The organism is Neotamlana nanhaiensis, assembly GCF_000943555.1.
In the GTDB taxonomy this organism is placed as follows: domain Bacteria; phylum Bacteroidota; class Bacteroidia; order Flavobacteriales; family Flavobacteriaceae; genus Neotamlana; species Neotamlana nanhaiensis.
Map to the genome: position 1 here is coordinate 1 of NZ_JTDV01000001.1, position 23,787 is coordinate 23,787.

A 23,787-nucleotide genomic window follows, 5' to 3' on the forward strand; every position below is an offset into this window, starting at 1 on the left:
CAGCAACAACTACTGCAACTTTTGCAATTGTTGATACTACAGCTCCGGAATTACCGACAGCACCTTCTGATATTACTTATGAATGTATTGATGAAGTACCAGAGCCTGGATACTTAACAGCTACTGATAGTTGTTCTGGTGATTACAATACTATTGGTGAAGATGTAATTGATGATTCAGATTCATGCAACATAATTATAACAAGAACTTGGAGTTTTACTGATAGTTGTAATAATACCAGTTCAGTTTCCCAAACTATTACAGTAAAAGATTCCACGGGTCCTGTTCTTAATTTACCTCAGAATGTAACAGCTGAATGTAGCGATGATTTGACTCCTATTGCTTTTGGTTCTGCAACTGCAACTGATAATTGTGATCCTAACCCAGTAATAACGTTTGAAGATGTTACAACTAATGGAGCATGTGCAGGAACTTATACTATTACCAGAACTTGGATGGCTACTGATTCTTGTGGTAATGTTACAACAGCTGATCAAACTATTTCAGTGTCTGATACTACTGCACCAGAATTTGATCAAACGAATTTACCAAGTAATATTGTGGTAGAATGCGACGCGGTTCCTACGGCTGTAACATTAACTGCAACCGATAATTGTAGTTCTGCAACGGTTACAGTTGAAGATGAAATTACTGCTGGAAATTGTGATCAAAACTATACAATTACAAGAACATATACAGCTACCGACGATTGTGGTTTAACAAATACGCACATTCAAACTATAACGGTACAAGATACTACGCCTCCTGAGTTTATTGAAGCTTTACCACTTGCAAACATTGTTGTGGAATGTGATGCTGTTCCTGCTGCTGAAACTTTAACAGCTACCGATACCTGTGGTTCGGCTACCGTAACGGTTAGTGACAATAGAACAGATGGAGATTGTATAAATAATTATACTATTGCACGTACTTGGACTGCTACAGATGAATGTGGTTTAACAACATCATTTACGCAAAACATTATTGTTCAAGATACGACTGCTCCAACATTCAATGAAACTATGCCAAGAGATATTACTGTTGAATGTGATGCTATTCCTGATGCTGAAACTATTACAGCTTCAGATAACTGTGGAGATGCTACTGTAACTGTTGTAGACACAACAACTAGTGGCAACTGTCCTTCAAACTATATTATCACTCGTGTATGGACGGCAACCGACGAATGTGGTTTAACAACAAGTCATATTCAAACAATAACAGTACAAGACACAACGGCTCCTGTACCAACATCAACCTTTGAGGAAGTTCTTGACGTAAGTTGTACCGATATTCCTGATGCACCATCTATAGCTTTTGAAGATAATTGTTCTGCAAACGTAACGGTATCGTTTGAAGAAGTGAGTACATTCCAAGATAATGTTTATGAAAATTATCAAATTACTAGAACATGGACGGTTATGGATGAATGTGCTAACCAAGCCGTATACACGCAAACATTAAATGTAACTTTAGATGAAATTTATTCTGAAGTTGTTGCTGAAGACGTTTGTTATGACAATGGTGTTGTAGATTTAAATAATACACTTTCTAGTTCAATTAATACCTCTGGAACTTGGGAATTACTCGAAGGTAATTTAGACGCTACTTTAACAGATAACATTTTCGATCCCACAACACTTAAACTTAGTGAAGACTTTTTGCCAGAAAGTGGCGGTATTGATTATAGATTTAGATATACAACCACAGATCAAGGTTGTTTAAGTGTAACCGAAGTAATTATGAATGTTCATGCCGATTGTGTGGTATTACCTTGTGGTGAAAATGATATTACAATATCTAAAGCCATAACTCCAAATGGTGATGGATATAATGATACTTTTGATATTGAAGGTATTGATTTATGTGGATTTGTTGCCGAAGTTAAAATATTTAACCGTTGGGGTGCTTTAGTTTATGAATCGAACAACTATACTTTAGGTAGTATTGAAACCTCCGGAGCCAAAGGCGATTGGGACGGTAGTTCTCCTAGTACTTCCGTCGGGAATGCTGGAAAATTACCAAACGGAACATACTATTACATTATTAAATTAAGAGATAGCGGATTAAACCCATTAACCGGCCCTATTTATTTAGGAACTAAATAATAACCTTAACCTATGAAACTTTTAAAATTAAACATAATCGCAATTGCTTTGTTTAGCTGTACAATAGGTGTAGCCCAACAATTACCGCAATTTACTCAATACATGTATAACACCATTTCTATTAACCCTGCTTACGCTGGTAGTAGAGAAGCTTTAAGTATTGTTGGTTTACATCGTAGCCAATGGGTTGGCTTTAAAGGTGGTCCTATTACTCAAACACTATCAATTCACACACCATTAAGAAATGATAGAATTGGTTTAGGATTATCATTTATTGAAGATGATTTAGGCCCTCAAAACTTTTCATATTTATATGCCGATTTCTCTTATGCTATTCCAACGGGACGCGAAGGTAAATTAGCTTTTGGTATTAAAGGTGGTTTTACACAATTTAGTTTCGATAGCGATTTTAGGTTAGACCAATCAAATCTATCCGATCCTTTAATTTACGGAACTGAAGATCGTTGGACACCAAATGTTGGTGCTGGTATTTATTGGAGTACTAACAGAATTTATGCAGGATTATCGGCTCCAAGAATATTAACACACGACTTTAGTAATAGAAATAACGATGTTGAAGCTCTAGAACGTATCAGTTATTATTTCACTTTAGGTGGCGTTATAGATTTAAGTCGTACTGTTAAATTTAAGCCAGCAGGTTTAATTAAAGCAACAAACGGCGCACCTCTATCCTACGATTTAACTGCTAATTTCTTGTTTTTTGATAAGTTTTGGCTTGGTGGCTCTTATAGAATAAATAATGAAACTGCTGCATTTGGAGGCATTGTAGATTTTCAAGTATCTCGACAGTTACGTATTGGTTATGCTTATGAAAAACCAATTTCTGAAATTGCGGATTTTACAACTGGAACACACGAAATTTTACTTATGTATGAGTTTAAATTCATAAACTCTAAATTAAAATCTCCAAGATATTTCTAATATAAGATTCTATGAAACATAAAAATCACATATTAGTTGTTATCGCATTTTTAGTGTGTACATCACTATTTGCACAACAAGGAAGACAAAAACGTGCCGATACGCTTTTTAATAAGTTTTCGTTTGTTAAAGCATCAAAAGTTTATAGAGAACTTATTCAAAAAAATTATAATAGAGATTATGCAACACGTAAACTTGCAGATTGTTACGCCTATTTAAGAGACCCTAGAAATGCGGCACGTTACTATAAAAATGTTGTAAAACAAGGTAACGTGCCTGTGGAATACTACTATAAGTATGCGCAATCTTTACGAGGCATAAAAAAGTACGACGAATCTCAAGAATGGTTAAAACGTTATAAAGATTCTGGTGGTGTTGTTAATGCCAACGATTTTTCAAAAGACATCAACTTTATTACCAGTGTTTTTGGTGCCGAACAACAGTATTTTCTCGATCGTTTTCGTTTTAATTCAAAGTTTAGCGATTTTGGAGCTTTTGAGCAAGGCGGTAAGGTTTATTTCACTTCTGCTCGCGATGAAGGCGTTGCCGTTAAACGCTTATATGGCTGGAACGAACAACCGTTTTTAGATATCTATGAAGCCGATGTAAAATCGAAAAAAAATGTTGATCATTCTGCTAAAATAAAAGGGGATGTAAACTCCATTTATCATGATGGCCCAATTACAATAACCAAGGATGGTAAAACCATGTATTTTTCTAGAAATAATTTTAATAAAAATATTGAGGTTAAAGACAACAGCGGGTTAACAAATATGAAAATTTACCGTGCTACACTTGTTGATGGTGAATGGACAAACGTTGAAGACTTACCAATAAACGGCGATGATTTTTCAACGCAACATCCTGCTTTAAATGTAGATGATTCAAAGCTTTATTTTGCATCAGACAGACCAGGTACAAAAGGTGGTTCCGATATTTGGGTAGTCGATATTTTTCCTGATGGTACACTAAGAAATCTTCAAAACATGGGAGAAGTGATTAATACCGAAAGCGCCGAAGGCTTTCCTTTTATAAATAACGAAAACGTATTGTTTTTCTCTTCCGATGGACATACAGGATTAGGGTTACTTGATATTTTTGCGACCTTAAAAGATGAAGATAATAACGATGACATTGTTGGTGTAATCAACGTTGGTGTGCCTGTAAACTCAAATGCCGATGATTTTTCATTCAGTATGAATCCAGATGGAATTACTGGTTATTTTGCTTCAAATCGTCGTGGTGGTCGTGGAAGTGACGATATTTATGCTTATCACAGAGTGCCTATTTTACATGTTGAAGGTGTTGTAACCGATGCCATTAACGGAAACCCTGTGGTTGCAGCTAAAATTAAATTATTTGATGATAAAGGTAACGAAATTGCCTATATGGAAACCGATGAAAATGGGTATTATCAAATTAATATCGACAGAAACGAGGACTTTAAAATTGTTGCTAGTCAAGATAAATATATCGATGATTACAGAACGTTCACTTCAAAAAAAATTCAAACAGAACTCACATCAATTACAGCAAATTTATTGTTAAATCCTGTACCTGATGTAGTAAAATTAGCTGGTTTAAACACCAATAACTTGGGATACGACAATGACGCTGAAATTAATGCAGAATCAAATTCTGATTCTACCGCTGTAAAAGCAGCTAAACTAAACCCTATTTATTTCGATTTCGAAAAATATAACATCCGTAAAGAATACGCTTTAGAATTAGACAAAATTGTGAAATTAATGACCATAGATTATCCTGAAATGGCTATTAAAATAGAAGCACATACCGATTCTAGAGGAACCACAGCATATAACGATATTTTATCTACAAATAGAGCAAAATCAACGTACAATTATTTAATTTCTAAAGGAGTAAACCCTTCAAACATTATTGAATATAAAGGTTACGGTGAGCGCAGACTAATAAACAATTGTGCCGATGGCATACCTTGTAGTCCTGCCCAACACCAATTAAACCGTCGTACAGAATTTGTAGTAGTTAAAATGGAATAACCCTAAGAACTTTTTAATTAAATAAGACCCCATGAAATTAAAATACTATATTTTTTGCCATATAGCATGGTTGCTTAGTTTAGTAACTTATGCTCAAAACGGTCAGTTAAAACGAGCCGATAATTTATTTAACAAATTTTCTTATGCCAAAGCAGCAGAAGTTTATCATAGTTTAATAGATACTAAAAAAGACACCGTATATGCTGCGCTACAATTAGCAAATTCATATACCAATTTAAGAAATCCAGATAGTGCTGCGGTTTTTTATAAAAAAGCATTAAATCAAGTCGATGTTTTACCAGACTATTATTATAAATATGCTCAAGCACTTCGCGGAAATGAAAATTACGATGAAGCACGTATTTGGTTAAAAAAATATGTTGAAGCTGGTGGTAATTTAAACAATGAGTCGCTTTTAAACGATTCGGAATTTTTAAGCACTATTAACGAGGCTAAACCTGAGTATTTTTTAGATAGCGTAAAGCTTAACACAAAATACAGTGATTTTGGAGCCTACGAATATAACGGTAATATTTATTTTGCATCTTCAAGAAATGAAGGTGTGCTTACAAAGAAAAAATACGGTTGGAACAACGAACCTTTTCTAGATATATATGTGGCGCAAAGTATTACAGACAGTACCGTAAACCACAAAAACAAATTAAAAGGCAAAGTTAATTCGGTATTCCATGATGGCCCAATTACCATTACAAACGATGGTAAAACCATGTATTTTTCAAGAAACGATTTCATAAAAAACCAACGAGGTAAAGACCAAATTGGTAGTACCAATCTTAAAATTTACAAAGCTACTTTAATTGATAATAAATGGACAAACATTGAGGAATTACCTTTTAATAGTTCTAATTTTTCTAATGGGCACCCTGCATTAAATGCCGATAATACCAAATTGTATTTTACTTCCGATAGACCTGGAGGTTATGGCGGATCGGATATTTACTATGTAAACCTTAGTGAAAACGGAACTATTAGTGAACCTGAAAATTTAGGTAATATTGTAAATACATCAAAAAATGAAAGTTTTCCTTTTTTAAATGCCAACAACGATTTCTTTTTCTCATCCGATGGTCATTTAGGATTAGGACTATTAGATATTTTTAAAACAGCAAAAGATACAAACAACACCATAATTAGTGTTATTAACTTAGGAATTCCAGTAAATTCAAGTAAAGATGATTTTTCGTTTTTTATGAATAACGATGGTTTAACAGGTTATTTTGCATCCAATAGAGATGGCGGTGCTGGTGGCGACGATATTTATGCCTATCATAAATTACCCCAACTAGTAGTTGAAGGTAATATAACAAATATCGATACTAAAGAACCAGTTGCAAATAGTAAAGTAGTTCTAGTAACACCTACTGGAGAAGAAATTGCTACCGTTTATTCCGATGAAAACGGTCATTATGAAATTAACGTGGAGCGTGAAAATATTTATGGTATTAAAATTTTAAAAGAAGGATATATTGATTTAACATCAATAATAACTACTAAAAATTTAGATAAATCGGTTTCTAGAATTACTGAAAATATTGAGTTAAATCCAAAAATTATTGAAGCAATACAGAATGCTGAGTTCTACCCTATTTATTTTGATTATAACAAATCTGAAATTAGAGATATTGATACCAACGAGTTAAACAGAATTGTTAATTTTATGGTGAACAAGTATCCTAACATGATCATTAAAATTGAATCGTTTACCGATTCTAGAGGATCGAGTAAATACAATTTAAAATTATCACAAGAACGCGCCGAGTCTTCATTTAATTATTTAGTTAATCACGGTGTAGACCCTAAAAGAATTATTAGTTATAAAGGCTTTGGTGAAAGTAATTTAACTAATAACTGCGATGATAATACCAAATGCAGCGAAGAAGAACACCAAAAAAATCGTCGAACAGATTTCATAATTATAGTAAATTAAAGGTTACAATACCTTCTTATTTAAAGCGTCTAAATTCAATTTTAGGCGCTTTTTTTATGAGAAAAATTAAATAAAACAAAAAAACACACATTTTTTAAGTAAGAAATTTGCTCTTTACAAATGTTAATATTACTTTTGAACGATGATTTTAACCTTTTATCGAAAATTAAACCCAAAATCGAATTAAATGATACCTAAAAAAGTAATGTTAAAAATTGGTATAATAACCTTGTTGTTAAGTGTTATACCAAGCCAAATGCAGGCTCAAAATGCATTTTTGTCTTCTGGACATACAGCCGTGGGTTCTGGCGGTAGTGCTAACTATTCCATTGGGCAAATTATTCAAGAAAAAACTACAGGAACCAACGGTTCTGCCATTCAAGGCATTCAATTTACATTTACCAATGCTACGTTAAGCATTGTAGATGTACAAACCAATGTTGAAGTTTCTACTTATCCCAACCCAACAACATCTGTTTTAAACATTAAAGCTGGTGATTTTAAAACGAACAGTTTCATGTATAGTTTGTACGATATAACGGGTAAACAAGTTAAAGCTGGTATGGTTTCCGATAAAACCACCCAAATCAATGTTAATAATTTACCAAATGCAACTTATATACTTAAAGTAAAAAATAATAAAGACCATTCAACAAAAACCTTCAAAATCATAAAAAATTAACCAAATCATGAAAAACCTTTACCTACTAACCAGCTTCCTAATGTTGTTTAGCAGCATAACTTTCGCGCAAACACCAGAAAAATTAAGCTATCAAGCGATTATTAGAAACTCAAGCGACCAAATTTTAGTTTCGCAACCTGTTGGTATTCAAATTAGTATTTTGCAAACTTCGGCTACAGGAACTGCAATTTATGTTGAAACCCAAACACCTTCCACTAATGAAAACGGACTTATTAGTATTGAAATTGGAAACGGTAACATTGTAAGTGGTACTTTTAGTACTATTGATTGGAGTAACGATACTTATTTTGTTAAAACTGAAATTGACCCTGAAGGCGGCAGCAGCTACACTATTACAGGAACCAGTCAACTTCTAAGTGTTCCTTATGCTTTACATGCTAAAACTGCTGAAAGTATTAAAGGCGGCATTACAGAAACCGACCCTACGTTTGCTTCATCACCTGCTAATTCAATATCAAACACCGATATTACAAATTGGAATAACAAACTATCTGCCGAAGTTGATGGTTCAGTTACCAATGAAATTGAATTACCTACTGGTGGTAACGACGGACAAGTTTTAAAAACTGATGGAGCTGGAAATTACGCTTGGGTAGACCAAACTACAGATACCAACACACAATTAACCGAAACACAAGTTGATGCTTTTGTTGCTAACAACGGCTATTTAACTGCCGAAGTTGATGGTTCAGTTACTAACGAAATCGAATTACCTACTGGTGGTAACGACGGACAAGTTTTAAAAACTGATGGATCTGGAAATTATGCTTGGGTAGACCAAACTACTGATACCAACACACAATTAACCGAAACACAAGTTGATGCTTATGTAGCAAACAATGGCTATTTAACTGCCGAAGTTGATGGTTCGGTTACTAACGAAATTGAATTACCTACTGGTGGTAACGACGGACAAGTTTTAAAAACTGATGGAGCTGGAAATTACGCGTGGATTGATTTACCTTCTGGTGGTAGTCCAAGTTGGATAGTTACAATAGTTAATTCAGATACAACATTAACAAACGAAAACCAAATTGCATCTGCATCAGGAACATCAACAATATCATTACCAGCATCACCTACAGAAGGTCAAAATATATGTATACATCATGTAAATGGAACAGTACTCAATCCTAACGGAAAAACCCTCCAAGCTAATCCCTCTTTTGACATTACAACTCCAACTTCTTTGACTGGTGCTGGCACAATTCATATTATTTATGCGAATGGCAAATGGTATTTATTATAAATCTAAATATATCATACATAAAAAAATGGTGGACTATTTAAATTAGACACCATTTTTTTATTTATGAAAACCAACAAATTATTGGGTTCCTTTTATCTTGTTTAAATACTCCAAAACATTAGCTTCTATCCTACTTTGAATATCGCTAACATCACCTTTAATAAAAGTTTCTCCTGTAATATTTTCGTAAAGTTCGATGTAACGTTCGCTAACTGTTTCAATGTATTCGTCGCTCATGTGTGGTACGGTTTGTCCTTCTAAACCTTGAAAATTGTTAGAAATTAACCACTGGCGCACAAACTCTTTACTTAACTGTTTTTGTGCTTCACCTTTATCTTGTCGTTCTTGATACCCTTCGGCATAAAAATAACGTGAAGAATCTGGCGTGTGAATTTCATCTATTAAAACAATTTTACCATCCTTAGTTTTTCCAAATTCGTATTTAGTATCTACTAAAATCAATCCGCGTTTTGCAGCAATTTCGGTACCGCGTTTAAAAAGTTTACGAGTATAATCTTCTAAAACAACATAATCTTCTTCCGACACAATACCGCGTTTTAAAATATCTTCACGAGAAATATCTTCATCGTGATCGCCCATTTCAGCTTTTGTAGCTGGTGTAATTATAGGTTCTGGAAACGCATCGTTTTCTTTCATACCTTCAGGCATCGGCACACCACATAATAAACGTTTTCCTGCTTTGTATTCGCGAGCTGCATGACCACTCATATAACCACGAATCACCATTTCTACTTTAAAAGGCTCGCATAAATGACCAACGGCTACATTAGGATCTGGTGTGGCTACTAACCAATTTGGCACCAAATCTTCGGTATCTTTCATCATTTTTGTGGCAATTTGATTTAAAATTTGCCCTTTAAAAGGAATACCTTTTGGCATTACGACATCGAATGCAGAGAGTCTATCGGTTGCAATCATTACTAATTGCTCGTCGTTTATGTTATAAACTTCACGTACTTTTCCTTTGTATACACTTTTTTGATTTGGAAAATTGAAGTTGGTATCGATTATTGTATTACTCATTATTTTAGCTTTTAGCTTTTAGCCTTTAGCTCTCAGCTATTGGCACTCCATATTTTTGGTTTTTGTTTCTGCTCTTAAAATTAATTGCAAAAATACATTTTTTGTACGTTAACCCCTAGCCCCGATTGAAGCGGCATCCTTTTTTGCCATTAAAAGCAAAAAAGATATAGCGGAAAGCGGGATTAGCTACTAATAAAAATTAGTCTCTATTTTCTATGCTTTTGTAGGCTTCGATAACCTTTTTAACCAGTGAGTGACGAATAACGTCTTTATCGTCTAAAAATATCATGCCTACGCCTTCTACATTTTTAAGTATTAAAAGCGCTTCTTTTAAACCTGAAATGGTACGACGCGGTAAATCTATTTGCCCAGGATCGCCCGTTAATAAAAACTTGGCATTTTTACCCATACGCGTTAAAAACATTTTCATTTGGGCATGCGTTGTGTTTTGGCCTTCGTCAAGAATTACAAAAGCATTATCGAGTGTACGACCACGCATAAACGCTAATGGTGCAATTTGTATAGTGCCATTTTCGATGTAATGTGCTAATTTTTCTGGCGCAATCATATCGCGTAACGCATCGTAAAGTGGTTGCATGTACGGATCTAACTTTTCCTTTAAATCGCCTGGTAAAAACCCTAAATTTTCACCTGCTTCAACCGCAGGACGTGTTAAAATAATGCGTTTAACTTCTTTATTTTTTAAGGCTTGAACCGCCAAGGCAACACCAGTATACGTTTTACCAGTACCAGCAGGACCAATAGCAAAAACCATATCGTTTTTTTTCATGGTTTCAACCAGTTTGCGTTGGTTTGCGGTTTGTGCCTTAATTAATCGGCCGCCAACCCCATGAACAATAACTTCGCCGCTTTGTTTCGAGGTGGTATAGTCATCACTACTTTGGCTTGTAAGTACACGTTCAATGGTATTTTCATCAATCTTGTTATACTTTCCAAAATGTTTTAAGAGCATGGTAATTCGCCTATCGAATTCTTCTAGTAATTCTTCGTCGCCAAAGGCTTTAATTTTATTTCCTCGCGCTACGATTTTAAGTTTAGGAAAGTACTTTTTTAATAATTCGATATTAGCATTTTGAGCTCCAAAAAACTCTTTTGGGCTAATTTCTTCAAGTTCAATGATAATTTCGTTCAAAAGTGTTATTTTAAGTTTTAAATTTCGTTCTGATTATTTAAAATTAATAATAAATCAGACCAAAGGATTTATTAGTTTTGTAAATCTAAGTGATACAACTCAAAAATACATAAATTTGAGAGACACTTTACTAAAAACATATCAACAATTTTACACATGCCAATTATAACATTAACCACCGATTTTGGTGCTAAAGATTACTTTACTGGTGCGACAAAAGGCGCAATTTACAGTGAATTACCCGATGTTACAATTGTTGATATCTCACACCAAGTATCACCGTTTAATATTCCAGAAGCGGCTTATATTATACAAAATGCGTATGGCAGTTTTCCTAAAGGAACCATACATATTATAGGTATAGATTCTGAATTAAATGAAGAAAACAAGCACATTGCCATAAAACTAGACGACCACTATTTTATATGTGCTAATAATGGTATAATGAGCATGATTTGTGCCGAAATAGCTCCCGAAAAAATTGTTGAAATAAACATTCACGATAAGTTAACGACTAGTTTCCCTGTTCTAGATGTGTTTGTTAAAGTGGCTTGCCATATTGCTCGTGGTGGCACATTAGATGTCATTGGAAAATCAATTACCGAAATTAAACCTATTAGAAATATTAAACCATACGTAAACGACGATAAAACCCAAATTATTGGTAGCGTTATTTATATTGATAATTATGGTAATGTGGTTACAAACATAAAACGAAGCTTTTTTGAAACCATACAAAAAGGAAGACATTTTGAAATTTCGGCTCGTAATTATACGTTTAAAAAAATATACAATAAATACAGTGATATTGTAAAATTTGAAGTTCCTGAAAATAAACGCAACGACGAAGGAAAACGTCTGGTAGTTTTTAATTCGGGTAATTTTTTAGAAATTGCAGTTTATAAAAGTAATCCGGCTACTGTTGGGAGCGCTTCTACCCTTTTGGGTTTAGGCCCTTTAGATACCATAAGCATAAATTTTATACCCAATAAAGTTTTAACAACACCCGATAATTTGCCGCCAAATTTAAGTAACGCAAATAAATACTAATTTAACTTTTAACATATGTTAGTTCGCATAGTAAAAATGGGGTTTTATAAACAGAATATTGATGTTTTTCTGGAAGACTTCAACAATCATAAACACCATATTAGAAACTTTGAAGGCTGCTCATTTTTAGAACTTTATCGTGATGCTAACGACCCAACAGTATTTTTTACTTATAGCTATTGGGAAAACGAAGATGCACTTGAAAACTATAGAAAATCGGAGTTGTTTAGTGAGGTTTGGGGCAAAACAAAGCCCTTGTTTAGCAAACCACCAAAAGCTTGGAGTGTTGAAAAACTAATAAGTTTAGAATAGTAACTCTTATTAGGTTTTGTAAAACAAAATGGTAAATTTGTTGTGTAAAGTAATTTCATGCTAGCAATTTTAAAAAAGGAAATAAATACGTTTTTCGCTTCGCCAATGGGATATTTGGTGATTGCGATTTTTTTAGTTTTAAACGGTTTATTTTTATGGTTATTTAAAGGTGAATTTAATATTTTAAACTACGGTTTCGCCGATTTATCATCCTTTTTTCTGCTGGCTCCATGGATTTTAATTTTCTTAATTCCTGCCGTTACCATGCGTAGTTTTTCTGATGAGAAAAAACAAGGCACTATGGAGCTTTTATTGACCAAACCAGTATCAAAAACTAATATTGTTTTAGGTAAATATTTTGGCGCATTTTTATTAATTCTAATTGCTTTAGTACCAACGCTTATATATGTTTACACCGTTTATCAATTAGGAAATCCAACAGGTAATTTAGATGTTGGCAGTACTTTAGGTTCATATTTTGGACTCTTATTTTTAGTTGCGGCTTACACTGCTATTGGCGTGTTTACATCAACACTGTCCAACAATCAAATTGTTGCCTTTATCGCTTCAGTATTTATTTGTTTTGCTTTTTATATTGGGTTTGAAGGTGTTGCAGACTTTACTTCAAGCAACATAATAGATCAATTTGGTATGAGTGCACATTATAAAAGTATGAGTCGTGGCGTATTAGACACCAGGGATTTGGTATATTTTATAAGTCTAACTGTTTTCTTTTTATTATTAACCAAACTAAATATTAGCAAAGAAAAATAATGATTATTACGCCCTTATTTATAGTTTTTTTAGTTATTGTTTTTGCTCTTGTTTGGTTGTTTACAAACACCATAGATAACAGAAAATGGTTAACCTTTTTAGTTAGTTTGGTACTTACACCTGTGGTGTATTTTTATATATTTTATCCGTTTATAAATATTTTTGTTAGTTATCATCACGAAAAGTATTTCAATGCTAAAGCTTGGGAAGCGAAACCCGCTTTACGTTATGAAATGAGTGGTAGTATTATTAATGATAGTCTTTTTATAGGAAAAACAAAAACCGAAGTACAACAACAGCTAGGTACTAGCGAATGGTACAGTTGGGATGATAACATTAAGGCAAATTCGCCCGAAATGTGGAATTATAACCTAGGTTTTAAACCTGGGGCTTTAAACGACATGCAAGAATGCTTAGAATTGGTTTTTAAAAATGAAAAGGTAGCCACGGTAAAACAATATCAATTAGAACAATCTTTTGAATAAAACTCTTAAATACATAACGCTATGTTTTGTTGGGCTTATTGCTGTTAATATAATTGCCAATAAGATTTATAAACGCTTCGATTTAACTTCCGATAAACGCTATACACTAAGTGAATCGGTCATTACAATTACTGAAAATGTAACTTCTCCTTTAATTATTGATGTGTTTTTAGAAGGCGACGATTTCCCTTCAGAATTTAGACGGCTTCAAAAAGAAACCAAAGAACTACTTGAAGAGTTTAAAGCTAAAAACCCGAATATTGTCTTCAATTTTATTAATCCGTTAGAAGATGATGATACGCGCGACAGAAATATTCAACAACTTACGCAACGTGGTTTAACGCCCATGCAACTTACGGTTCAAGAAAATGGAAAATCATCACAAGCCATTATTTTCCCTTGGGCTTTGGCTAGTTACAACGAGCAAACGGTTATTATTCCGTTGGTAAAAAATAAAATTGGTTCTTCGCAACAAGAATTAGTCACCAATTCGGTGCAACATTTAGAGTACGCTTTCGCGGATGGATTTAGCAAACTCACGCAAAATAAAAGTAAAAAAATAGCCATTTTAAAAGGCAATAAAGAATTCGATGATAAATACATTGCCGATTTTGTAAAAACCATTGGTGAATATTATTTAATCGCACCATTTACGTTAGATAGCGTAAACACAAATCCGCAAAAAACATTAAAAGATTTACAACAATTCGATTTAATAATTTCTGCAAAACCATTAGAACCTTTTACTGAAGGAGAGAAATTTGTGTTAGATCAATACACCATGAATGGTGGTAAAAGTTTATGGCTTATCGATGCTGTTGCCATGGAAAAAGACAGCTTGTACAACGATGCTGGTCGTAATTTTGCTGTTGGTCGCGATTTAAACTTAACCGATTTTTTCTTTAAATACGGTGTACGTATAAATCCTGTAATTACAAGCACACTCTACTCTGCTCCAATTACTTTAGCTATGGGTAGCGGTAGCGAATCTCAGTTTCAAAATTTACGATGGCCTTATTCGCCATTGGCAGGTATAAATAACAATCATCCTATTGTCAATAATTTGGATATTGTAAAATTCGAGTTTGCTAATCAAATTGATACTTTAAAAAACAATATCAAGAAAACTATTCTGCTGGAAACAGCGCCGCTAACTCGTTTAGAAGGTATTCCAAGAGAAATAAGTTTAAATATTGTTACGCAAGAGCAAGATCCTTCAACATTTAACAAAGGCAAACAAAATTTAGCGGTATTGTTAGAGGGAGAATTTACTTCAGCTTACAACAATCGCGTAAAACCATTTCAGCTTTCCAACGTCAAAAATAAAAGTATCAACACGAAAATGGTTGTTATTGCCGATGGCGATGTTATAAAAAACGATGTGGCAAGAAATGTACCTCAAGAATTAGGTTTTGACAGATGGACTGGAAAACTCTACGGAAATAAAGAATTTTTGCTAAACACGGTAAATTATTTACTCGACGATAACGGACTTATAAACATTCGCTCGAAAGAAATAGCCGTTGCATTTCTTGACCAAGAAAAAATAGCCAAACAAAAAACCACGTGGCAACTAGTAAACATCGTACTTCCGCTTATTTTATTAGCCTTTTTTGGAGGTCTTTTTACCTACTTTAGAAAGCGAAAATACACGGCTTAAATGTTGATAAGTTTGTTTCCAAATATAGACTGTATGGAATATATTTGTAAATAGTAGATTTTGCAATTAAAAACTAAGCTATTACATGAAATTTATAGTATCAAGCACCTATTTATTAAAGCAATTACAAGTTTTAGGTGGTGTAATAAACAACTCTAACACCTTACCTATTTTAGATAATTTTTTATTTGAATTAGATGGTAACAAATTAACCGTTTCTGCCAGCGATTTAGAAACTACCATGTCTTCTATTCTTGACGTAGAAAGCGATAGCGAAGGTAGCGTAGCTATTCCTGCACGTTTGTTATTAGATACTTTAAAAACCTTCCCGGAGCAACCTTTAACCTTTGTTATTGAAGAAAATAATACGGTTGAAATTAGCTCTAATCATGGTAAATACGCTTTAGCTTATGCCGATGGTAATGAATTCCCAAAAGCGGTGGCACTCGAAGACCCAAGTAAAACAGTAGTTAGTGGCGATATTTTAGCTACCGCTATTAGTAAAACCATTTTTGCGGCAGGAAACGACGATTTACGCCCAGTAATGAGTGGTGTGTTTTTTCAGTTTTCTTCTGAAGGTTTAACGTTTGTTGCTACCGATGCCCACAAATTGGTTAAATATACGCGTGAAGACATTAAAGCTAACGAAGTAGCCGAATTTATTATGCCTAAAAAACCTTTAAACTTACTAAAAGGTATTTTAGCCACTAATGAAGATGATGTTACTATTGAATATAACGACTCGAATGCGAAATTTACTTTTGAAAACTCAGAATTAATTTGTCGTTTAATTGATGGTAAATATCCTAACTACGAAGCGGTTATTCCTAAGGAAAACCCAAATAAATTAGTTATCGATAGAAATCAGTTTTTAAATTCTGTAAAACGTGTTAGTATTTTCTCTAACAAAACAACACACCAAATACGTTTAAAAATTGCGGGTGCAGAATTAAACATTTCTGCTGAAGATATAGATTACAGTAACAAAGCCGAAGAACGCTTAACTTGCGATTACCAAGGCGACGACATGCAAATTGGTTTTAACTCTCGTTTTTTAACCGAAATGCTTAATAATTTAAGTGCCGATGAAGTACAATTAGAAATGAGTATGCCAAACAGGGCAGGTATTTTAACACCTGTTGATGGTTTAGATGAAGGAGAGCAAATAACAATGCTGGTTATGCCAGTAATGCTTAATAGTTAATTAAGCATATGTTTGCTTTTGCATAAGTCTTTAATTATTTTGAATTCCAGCTAGACCTTTGTTAGATGGTTGCTTAAGCATAAAGCTCACTTTTTTTGGTGAGCTTTTTTTATGACTATAATGATTTAAATACTGCTTTAATCGAAATACAAATAATCACCTTCATAAACGCCTGTAATTTCTACACCATCGCTTCTTGTAAACGAAAAAGATAAACTAATAACATCTACAGCATAATCAATTACTGTTATACTTCCTGCTACAACTTCTAAATTAGAATTACTTCCACTTTTATAAAATTGACTAAAACCATTTTCAAATTCACTATCAATAACATCGCCATCAACAATAAATTCTACTCTAGAAATCGCATCTAAATTATAAGTTTCTCCTGTTAAAAGATCAAACGCATTAATTCTTGCTGAAAAATAATCGACATTATTAAATGTTGTTCCAGAAAAAGAAGCAATAATTTCAGCTTCTGTGTTATTGGTTAAACTTAAAAACACCGAGTTTAAAGAAGGTTCTACTACTGCTGTTTTCATTTCAAAAGAAGACTCGCCAACTTGTATGAAATTTGCTTCTAAAGTTTTGGAATCATCATTAGATGAACAAGCGGTTAATAAAAATGTTAGGAATATGAATGTGATTTTTTTTAAATGTTTCATGTGATTTTTTAAATTACTTGGTTAAAAAAGGCGCCCACAAAAGTGAGCGCCAAATAAAGCTGATGTTACACACCAACTCAGTTCTTAAGGAACTTTCGATTAATAGCATCGTTTGAGGTCTTGATGTGAATCATGTACAAACCTGATGGTAATACAGATACATCAATGCCATTTTCTATATTGTTAAATTGTTTAAGCAATTGTCCGTTAATATTGTAAATAGACACACGTTCTACTTGCTCATTCGATTTTACGAACATTCTATCTTTTACAGGATTAGGAAATAATCTTACTGATTTTTCATTCAAGATAATTGTTTCCGTACTTAAGGTTGAATTGTATTCGTAAGCTCCTAAATCGATGGTAGTGTTGAAGACTCTTTCGTTACCTGATAAATCTAAAGTACCGAATAAAGCTACATCATAATAAGAGTTATCCCCGTTATCTATAATGTAAGATGAACTAGCTGTTGGTTTATAATCGCTATCTAAATTTAAATTATCTGTTGCTGGATCTAAGGTTGTTACGTTTGTTGCAGAGAATGAGCCGTTAGTTCCAGCGTTTGATGATACATTAGCAATGGTGTTTGCAACAACAACATCATAGTTCGTTTCAGTTCCGTTTGTAATGTCTCTAGTTGAAGCTGCACCATTGGTGGTGTTATCCCAAAATATAGAATTGTAAACATTTAAATTAACACTGCCGTTTCCTGATGCCTTTATAGAATGACCAAGAGTACTGTTATAGTCGTTGTTAGTAAATGTACTATTAGTAATAACAACATCTAAAGTATTACCATTAAGGTAATCTGCTCTAAAAATATCTAAAACGGCATCATTAATATCGTTATCGGCTACTAACACATTAGCCCAACGGGTAAAAATATAACCATTTGTACTATCCGATTGTACGTAAACTAAGCCCTTATCTACAATGGTATTGTTTATAAACTTTGTGTTTTCTAAATATAAACCACCGCTTAATTTTCGCATTTTAAGTAAATATCCGTTTGAATAATTATTTTGAATTAGCGAATTTTTAATTTTTAGGTTTGTGATATCTAAACTATTCGGAATAAACATGATACCATTTTCCTCTACTCCACCAGATTGTGATGTATCATAAATGTTTTCAAACACGATACCATCAAAAGTAACATCGTGAGCTCTAATTTCAAATAAACGTTCTGCATTATCGGTTTTATTTGAAGTGAAATCACCAGCAATATCATCACCATTAATATCACCTGTAAAAATGGTTGCATTAGTTGTATGTATTAAAGCTAAATCTCTGTCTTCTAAAGTTGCTTCAGTTCCAGAAAAACCTCCAATTATATCAATTTCATTGGTAGTAACAGTGATTGGCGAGTTTTTATCTACTAAAGTATAGGTTCCTTTTGCAACCCAAATAACATCATTTAAACTGGTGTTTACTATAGCATCTCCTAAATTTGTAAAAGCATCTGCCCAGGAGCTACCATCATTTGCTCCTGTTGCAGTAGCATCAACGTAGTGTACAGAAGGAATACAATTAATACTGTAGCTTGCTTGAGCATCTTTAGTCCAACCTACAACATACTGACCACTGTTTGCTGGTGGCGAAAATCCGTTATCAACCTCGATACAGTATAAGCTTGGGTTACTGTAAGCTTTCATGTAATCGAAATTGCTATTATTTCCGTTGGAAACTAACAAAGTCTCTAACTGACTGTTATTGTAGCAGAAAATTTCGGTGATACTTGTATTTAAGCGAATATCTAAACTTGTTAGGTTATTAGCGGCAACATGCAAACGTGTTAGAGATAAGTTGTTGCTTACATCAATTGTTGAGATACTGTTATTTGGGACATCTAAACGCGTTAAATTGATAAAAGCTTCAATACCTGTTAAGTCTGCGATACCAATACCGTTCATAATTAACTCGTTTGTAGCTTGTGCTTCAGCAACTGTAATTTCAGTATCATTATTTAAATTGATACTGCCATCGTTTACTAAAAAACTTTTAAAATTAGCATCTGGAATGTTTACAATTTGGTTTAAGGCAGCACAATCGTCGCTATAAAATGCAGAAGTTCCTTTGGTCCATCCTTGACTGTAAATACCAGCTTCAGCAGGAGGTGTAATACCAGCATCTATTTGAATGCACGATAAGCTATTACCATAGGCTTTCATCCAATTGATGTTAACGTTATTACCATTTGCAATATTTAATGCATTTAACACACCATTATTATGACATTGAATATCTGTAATTTGTGTATTTGCACTAATATCTAGCGTTTCTATTTGATTAGCAGCACAGTGTAGACGGGTTAAGGCAAGGTTACTACTAACATCTAAAGCCGTTAAATTATTGCTGTAACAATCTAAACGTGTAATATTTACAAAGGCTTCAATACCTGTTAAATCTGAAATGGATAAACCATTTACCAATAATTGACCTGAAAATGCTTGGGCTTCAGCAACAGAGATTTCACTATCGCTATTGGTATTAATCGATGCATCTCCAACAAGATAAGCTTTAAAATTAGCATCGGGAATATTAACATTTTGAGCATGTATACTAAACCATGCAGTCGCTATTAAAAAGGAAAATAAGAGTAATGTTTTTTTCATTGTAGTTGAGAATTTTTATAATTAATCAACTACAAAACAAGGGCAACCCTAAAGGTTTTTAACATGCTTTTTTCTGAATAGCTCTAATTTTTTTCTGAATGAAAATCACATAAACGTTTCCTTGATTACTTCAAGAAACTGATCGCGTTTAGATTTTGAAATTGGAATACGTTTTTGATTGTTCATTAGCAAATAATCGCCATCGTCTTTAACCAATTCATCTACGTATTTTAAGTTGATTAAATATGAACGATGACATTTAAAAAACATCGCATTGCGTTCTAATTGCTCAACAAAATGCTTTAACGGTTTACAAATGGTTTTTTGTTTACCATCTATAAGTTGTACGTTGGTGTACATACCATCGGCTTCAAAATAGACGATATCATTATGCGACGCGAACATGATTCCTTTTGGGATTTCTAAAGCTATTTTGTCCATTGAGAGTTGCTTTAACGAGTCGCGTAACTTGTTTAATTGGTCGTTTAAATTGTTGGCTCTTATCGCTTCTTCAGCTTTTGCTACTGCTTCTTTTAACTCGGTTGTATCAACTGGTTTTAACAAATAATCTACAGCCGACAGTTTGAAAGCTTCAATTGCATATTGGTTGTATGCCGTTACGAATATGATTTTAAAATCGACGTGGTTTGGAAAGTATTCTAAAATGTCTAATCCCGATTGATTAGGCATTTCAATATCTAAAAAAACAATATCAGGTTTACTGGTTTTAATCAAATCTACACCAGATGCTAAATCTTGTGCTTCCTCAATGCTTGTAATGCTTACGCAATGTTCGGTTAGTAAGTTTGATAGTAAATGTCTGGCGCGTTTTTCGTCGTCTATAATTATCGCTTTCATATCTTAATGTATTGGCATCGTGATGATCACTTTTGTACCTGCAGCAACGTCGTTTTCGTCATACAAATCGTTGGTAGTTATAGTTATGTCACGTTTTAATTTGTTTTTATATAAGTGCACACGTTCTTCATTAGCTTTAGTGGCAAAGGGTTTGTGCTGTTGGTTTGGTCGTTTTAATTTTTCGGATTGTGCGCGACCTATACCATTATCTTCAACCGTAATTTCTAATTTATTTTGCTGAACAATTTTCGCTTCAATTTGTAATTTTCGATCGTTTAATTTGTGTAATAATCCGTGTTTTAAAGCATTTTCAACGTACGGTTGAATGAATAATGACGGTACTTTTATCTGTTTTGTCTTTAATTGATTATCGACAGAAATCGCGTATTCCAATTCATCTTCAAAACGCACTTTTTCTAATTCTAAATACAGTTTTAACGCGTTTAATTCTTCCTCTAAAGTAATTTCATTTTGCTGACTGTAATCTAAATACATGCGGATTAATCGGCTAAACTTCACTAAATACGAGCTTGCCAATTCCTTTTCATTAGAAATAATATAATCTTGAATTGAATTTAAAGCATTAAAAATGAAATGCGGATTCATTTGCGAGCGCAGATTTTCTAACCTTAAATTCGTGATTTTTTTATCGATTAAAATTTTGTCAACTTCAGCAATACGTTGTGCTTCTTTTTGTTGCAATCGCCATCTAAAATACAGCCAAATTAATCCGAAAACGGATGCCAAAATCAAACCATAAAACCAATAGGTTTCCCAAAATGGTTTAGCAATTACAAAAGTTATTGGTGCTGCAAAAACAGGGTTTTTAGCACTAATATTTTGCGCCTTTAGTTCGAAAGTATATGTGCCACTTGACAAGCTGTTAAAATAAACAAAGTGCGTATTTAAAGGAATATTTTGCCAACTAGAATCTATTTCTTGCACACGATATTGGTAATTAACATGTTGGTTAGATTGAAATCCGTTGGAGTTGAATTTTAGTCCTATTTTGTTTAAATCATGTGGCAATTTATAGCTACTTGTAACCAAAGTATCTCGATCGTTAATCGATACCGCTTCTACCCTAACCATTGCCGTTTTAAACGTTTTAAACAAACCGTTTTGTTTTGGTAAGGTGTAAAAGCCTTTTGGCAAAACGACTACCAACTGGTTTTGCAACACCAAAAGACTATTTACTGCAGTATTTAAGCCATCTTGTGTGCTTAACGATTTAAGCTGATGTGTTTTTGTATGATATTGAAATAAACCAGAATCGGTTCCTATCCACAATAACCAACCATCAGATAAAATGGTATTGATTTGAATATTTTCAGGAAGTTTAATTCCTGATGGTTGTAATGTGTTTTGCTCGTATTTTAATAATCCGTTGTGCTGTGTAGCTAACCAAATAGTTTCTTTGGTGTTTGCAATAGCATTTACTAATAAACTGGCTGAATTATATTGAATTTCTTCCGAAGAAAAGGTATTACAATTGTATTTGTAAAGTCCGTCGATATAAGACACAAATAACGCATTACCAGAAACAACCGAAGCCTTTACACGACTTGAGCGAATGATTTTTTTCTCACTTAAACCAAACGGATTTTTATACACAATACCTTGACGGTAATTACCATAAAATAAGGTGCTATCACTAATTTTTGAAAATGTTTTTGCCACCGAAAATCGGTTTTTAACATCGGTTATTTTATCGGTTTTTAAATCGACTACAAAAGATTCTGAGGCATTAATACTAACGATTAATTGTTCTTTTAAAATATCAAAATATAAATTACCTATAATTTTTTTAGTTGGTAACTGAATGCTTTTTTTAAGTTGATTTTGATGATAAAACAAAAGCCTTCCGTTGTTGGTTCCTAATACAAAATGATTGTTTTGTAAGGCTACAGAAGCTGTAATTTTAGACTCAATATTTGATAATTCAACACGTCGAATATTTAAATTAGGCGACACAAAAACGCCATTATCCAGTGTTGTGAACCAATAATTGTTATTAAAATCTATTTGAACATCGGTAACAGATTCTGTTCTAAAAAGTTGTTCTTTGAAGGTAAAACGCTCGTTTTCAAAATTGAAAATAAACACTCCAAAGTTGGTTAAAAACCAAAAATTGTTTTCGATGGTTAAAATATTATAAATGGTTGCATTTTTTAATTGATACGGCGTTTCTAGTTTTTTTGAAGTGTTTTTAACCTGATCAATACTAAAAATAACATTGCCTTTTGCGCTACTATGTGTAAGGAAAACAGAATTTTTAAAAGCAAATAACTTTGGCGATTGTATTCGATTAGTACTTGTTATTTCAAGTATTTTTGTTCTTTTTTGCTTTTCGAATTTATATAATCGATGTCGCTTTAATTTACCCTCAAAATTAATTATAAAGGTGTAATTACTTTCATGGTCTCGTGCATTGGTAATACACATACCTTTAAACACTTCGGTTACTTTTTTGGTGGTTTTATCAATGTCAAAAATCCCGATTACAGTAAATAATCTTATAGTGTTTTCAAAAATTTCGTATTGCGCTAATTGACCGTTTACTAATTGGCTTGCGTCGTAAAATAGCTGTAAACGATTATTTTCAACATAAAATAATTGACCGTAAATATTAATACACCATAATTTTTCATCTGTATCTAATCTTAACTGAAAAAGTGAATTAGATTTTTGTTGCGGATTGGTAAAATGCTTGTAATTTTTTCCGTCGTATCTGTACAAACCTTTATCGGCAGCAAGCCATATATACTGTTGCTGGTCTTCAAGAATATCGTAAAACTCTACATCGGGAAGCTGTGAAACGTTTGCCATCGTCTCGAAAACAGGATTTTGAGATTGCATTACAGCTATCGAAAACCATAGAAATATGTACTTTAAGTAAGGCTTCATAAGTATGAATTAACAAACTTAATATTTATGTAGGCAATGTTGACTATATTTTTCTGTAACTATCTTATTTTTTTCTAAATACAAAA

At 33.2% G+C, this 23,787-nt stretch carries 18 protein-coding genes; 12 read left to right on the top strand and 6 right to left on the bottom strand.

Translation table 11 applies throughout. The features are described from left to right. From PK35_RS00005 to PK35_RS16995, 6 genes are all read left to right on the top strand, one after another. Window positions 1–2,108, top strand: a 2,108-nt coding sequence (locus PK35_RS00005; RefSeq protein WP_044624633.1) for a T9SS C-terminal target domain-containing protein, incomplete at its 5' end; no start/stop codon positions are given. Window positions 2,109–2,120: 12 nt separating this feature from the next. Then, window positions 2,121–3,050 (top strand): PorP/SprF family type IX secretion system membrane protein, encoded by a 930-nt coding sequence (locus PK35_RS00010; protein ID WP_044624634.1) that lies wholly within the window; start codon window positions 2,121–2,123, stop codon window positions 3,048–3,050. Window positions 3,051–3,061: 11 nt separating this feature from the next. After that, on the top strand, window positions 3,062–5,071 hold the full coding sequence (locus PK35_RS00015) for an OmpA family protein (RefSeq protein ID WP_044624635.1): 2,010 nt from the start codon (window positions 3,062–3,064) through the stop codon (window positions 5,069–5,071). A gap of 31 nt (window positions 5,072–5,102) precedes the next feature. Continuing rightward, a complete protein-coding gene (locus tag PK35_RS00020; RefSeq protein WP_044624636.1) occupies window positions 5,103–7,019 on the top strand; it encodes an OmpA family protein in 1,917 nt (638 codons plus the stop codon). Window positions 7,020–7,206: 187 nt separating this feature from the next. Beyond that, a complete protein-coding gene (locus tag PK35_RS00025) occupies window positions 7,207–7,701 on the top strand; it encodes a T9SS type A sorting domain-containing protein (protein ID WP_044624637.1) in 495 nt (164 codons plus the stop codon). A gap of 7 nt (window positions 7,702–7,708) precedes the next feature. Beyond that, complete coding sequence (locus PK35_RS16995; protein ID WP_131474380.1) at window positions 7,709–8,971, top strand: hypothetical protein; 1,263 nt, start codon at window positions 7,709–7,711, stop codon at window positions 8,969–8,971. A 78-nt stretch (window positions 8,972–9,049) separates the two neighbouring features. On the opposite strand, the gene PK35_RS00035 is transcribed toward PK35_RS16995, so the two are convergent. Together PK35_RS00035 and PK35_RS00040 are read right to left on the bottom strand one after the other, a co-directional pair. Further along, the gene (locus tag PK35_RS00035) at window positions 9,050–10,015 is read right to left on the bottom strand and encodes a phosphoribosylaminoimidazolesuccinocarboxamide synthase (RefSeq protein WP_044624638.1); all 966 of its coding nucleotides are present in this window, start codon (window positions 10,013–10,015) and stop codon (window positions 9,050–9,052) included. 199 nt (window positions 10,016–10,214) lie between these two features. Further along, on the bottom strand, window positions 10,215–11,168 hold the full coding sequence (locus PK35_RS00040; protein ID WP_044624639.1) for a PhoH family protein: 954 nt from the start codon (window positions 11,166–11,168) through the stop codon (window positions 10,215–10,217). Window positions 11,169–11,324: 156 nt separating this feature from the next. Between PK35_RS00040 and PK35_RS00045 the strand changes: the two genes are divergently transcribed. The 6 genes from PK35_RS00045 (at window position 11,325) to dnaN (ending at window position 16,653) form a co-directional block, all read left to right on the top strand. After that, entirely contained in the window at window positions 11,325–12,218 is an 894-nt protein-coding gene (locus PK35_RS00045; protein WP_044624640.1) for an SAM hydrolase/SAM-dependent halogenase family protein, read from the top strand. Between the two features lie 15 nt (window positions 12,219–12,233). Then, a complete protein-coding gene (locus PK35_RS00050; RefSeq protein ID WP_044624641.1) occupies window positions 12,234–12,530 on the top strand; it encodes a putative quinol monooxygenase in 297 nt (98 codons plus the stop codon). Window positions 12,531–12,587: 57 nt separating this feature from the next. Next, the gene (gene gldF / locus PK35_RS00055) at window positions 12,588–13,304 is read left to right on the top strand and encodes a gliding motility-associated ABC transporter permease subunit GldF (protein WP_044624642.1); all 717 of its coding nucleotides are present in this window, start codon (window positions 12,588–12,590) and stop codon (window positions 13,302–13,304) included. Then, window positions 13,304–13,789, top strand: a complete 486-nt coding sequence (locus PK35_RS17000; RefSeq protein ID WP_052825707.1) for a hypothetical protein — start codon at window positions 13,304–13,306, stop codon at window positions 13,787–13,789. The genes gldF and PK35_RS17000 overlap by 1 nt, the downstream gene beginning before the upstream one ends. After that, a complete protein-coding gene (gldG, locus tag PK35_RS00065) occupies window positions 13,782–15,449 on the top strand; it encodes a gliding motility-associated ABC transporter substrate-binding protein GldG (RefSeq protein WP_044624643.1) in 1,668 nt (555 codons plus the stop codon). Before PK35_RS17000 ends, gldG begins: the two co-directional genes overlap by 8 nt. A gap of 85 nt (window positions 15,450–15,534) precedes the next feature. Beyond that, window positions 15,535–16,653, top strand: coding sequence for a DNA polymerase III subunit beta (gene dnaN / locus PK35_RS00070; RefSeq protein WP_044624644.1), 1,119 nt, complete (start codon window positions 15,535–15,537; stop codon window positions 16,651–16,653). Window positions 16,654–16,790: 137 nt separating this feature from the next. On the opposite strand, the gene PK35_RS00075 is transcribed toward dnaN, so the two are convergent. From PK35_RS00075 to PK35_RS00090, 4 genes are all read right to left on the bottom strand, one after another. Next, window positions 16,791–17,321: a hypothetical protein gene (locus tag PK35_RS00075; protein ID WP_044624645.1), complete on the bottom strand. Its 531-nt coding sequence runs from the start codon at window positions 17,319–17,321 to the stop codon at window positions 16,791–16,793. A gap of 77 nt (window positions 17,322–17,398) precedes the next feature. Beyond that, window positions 17,399–19,936 (bottom strand): T9SS type A sorting domain-containing protein, encoded by a 2,538-nt coding sequence (locus PK35_RS00080; RefSeq protein ID WP_044624646.1) that lies wholly within the window; start codon window positions 19,934–19,936, stop codon window positions 17,399–17,401. 105 nt (window positions 19,937–20,041) lie between these two features. Continuing rightward, a complete protein-coding gene (locus PK35_RS00085) occupies window positions 20,042–20,794 on the bottom strand; it encodes a LytR/AlgR family response regulator transcription factor (protein ID WP_044624647.1) in 753 nt (250 codons plus the stop codon). 3 nt (window positions 20,795–20,797) lie between these two features. Next, entirely contained in the window at window positions 20,798–23,701 is a 2,904-nt protein-coding gene (locus tag PK35_RS00090; protein WP_044624648.1) for a sensor histidine kinase, read from the bottom strand. Window positions 23,702–23,787: the final 86 nt, after the last annotated feature.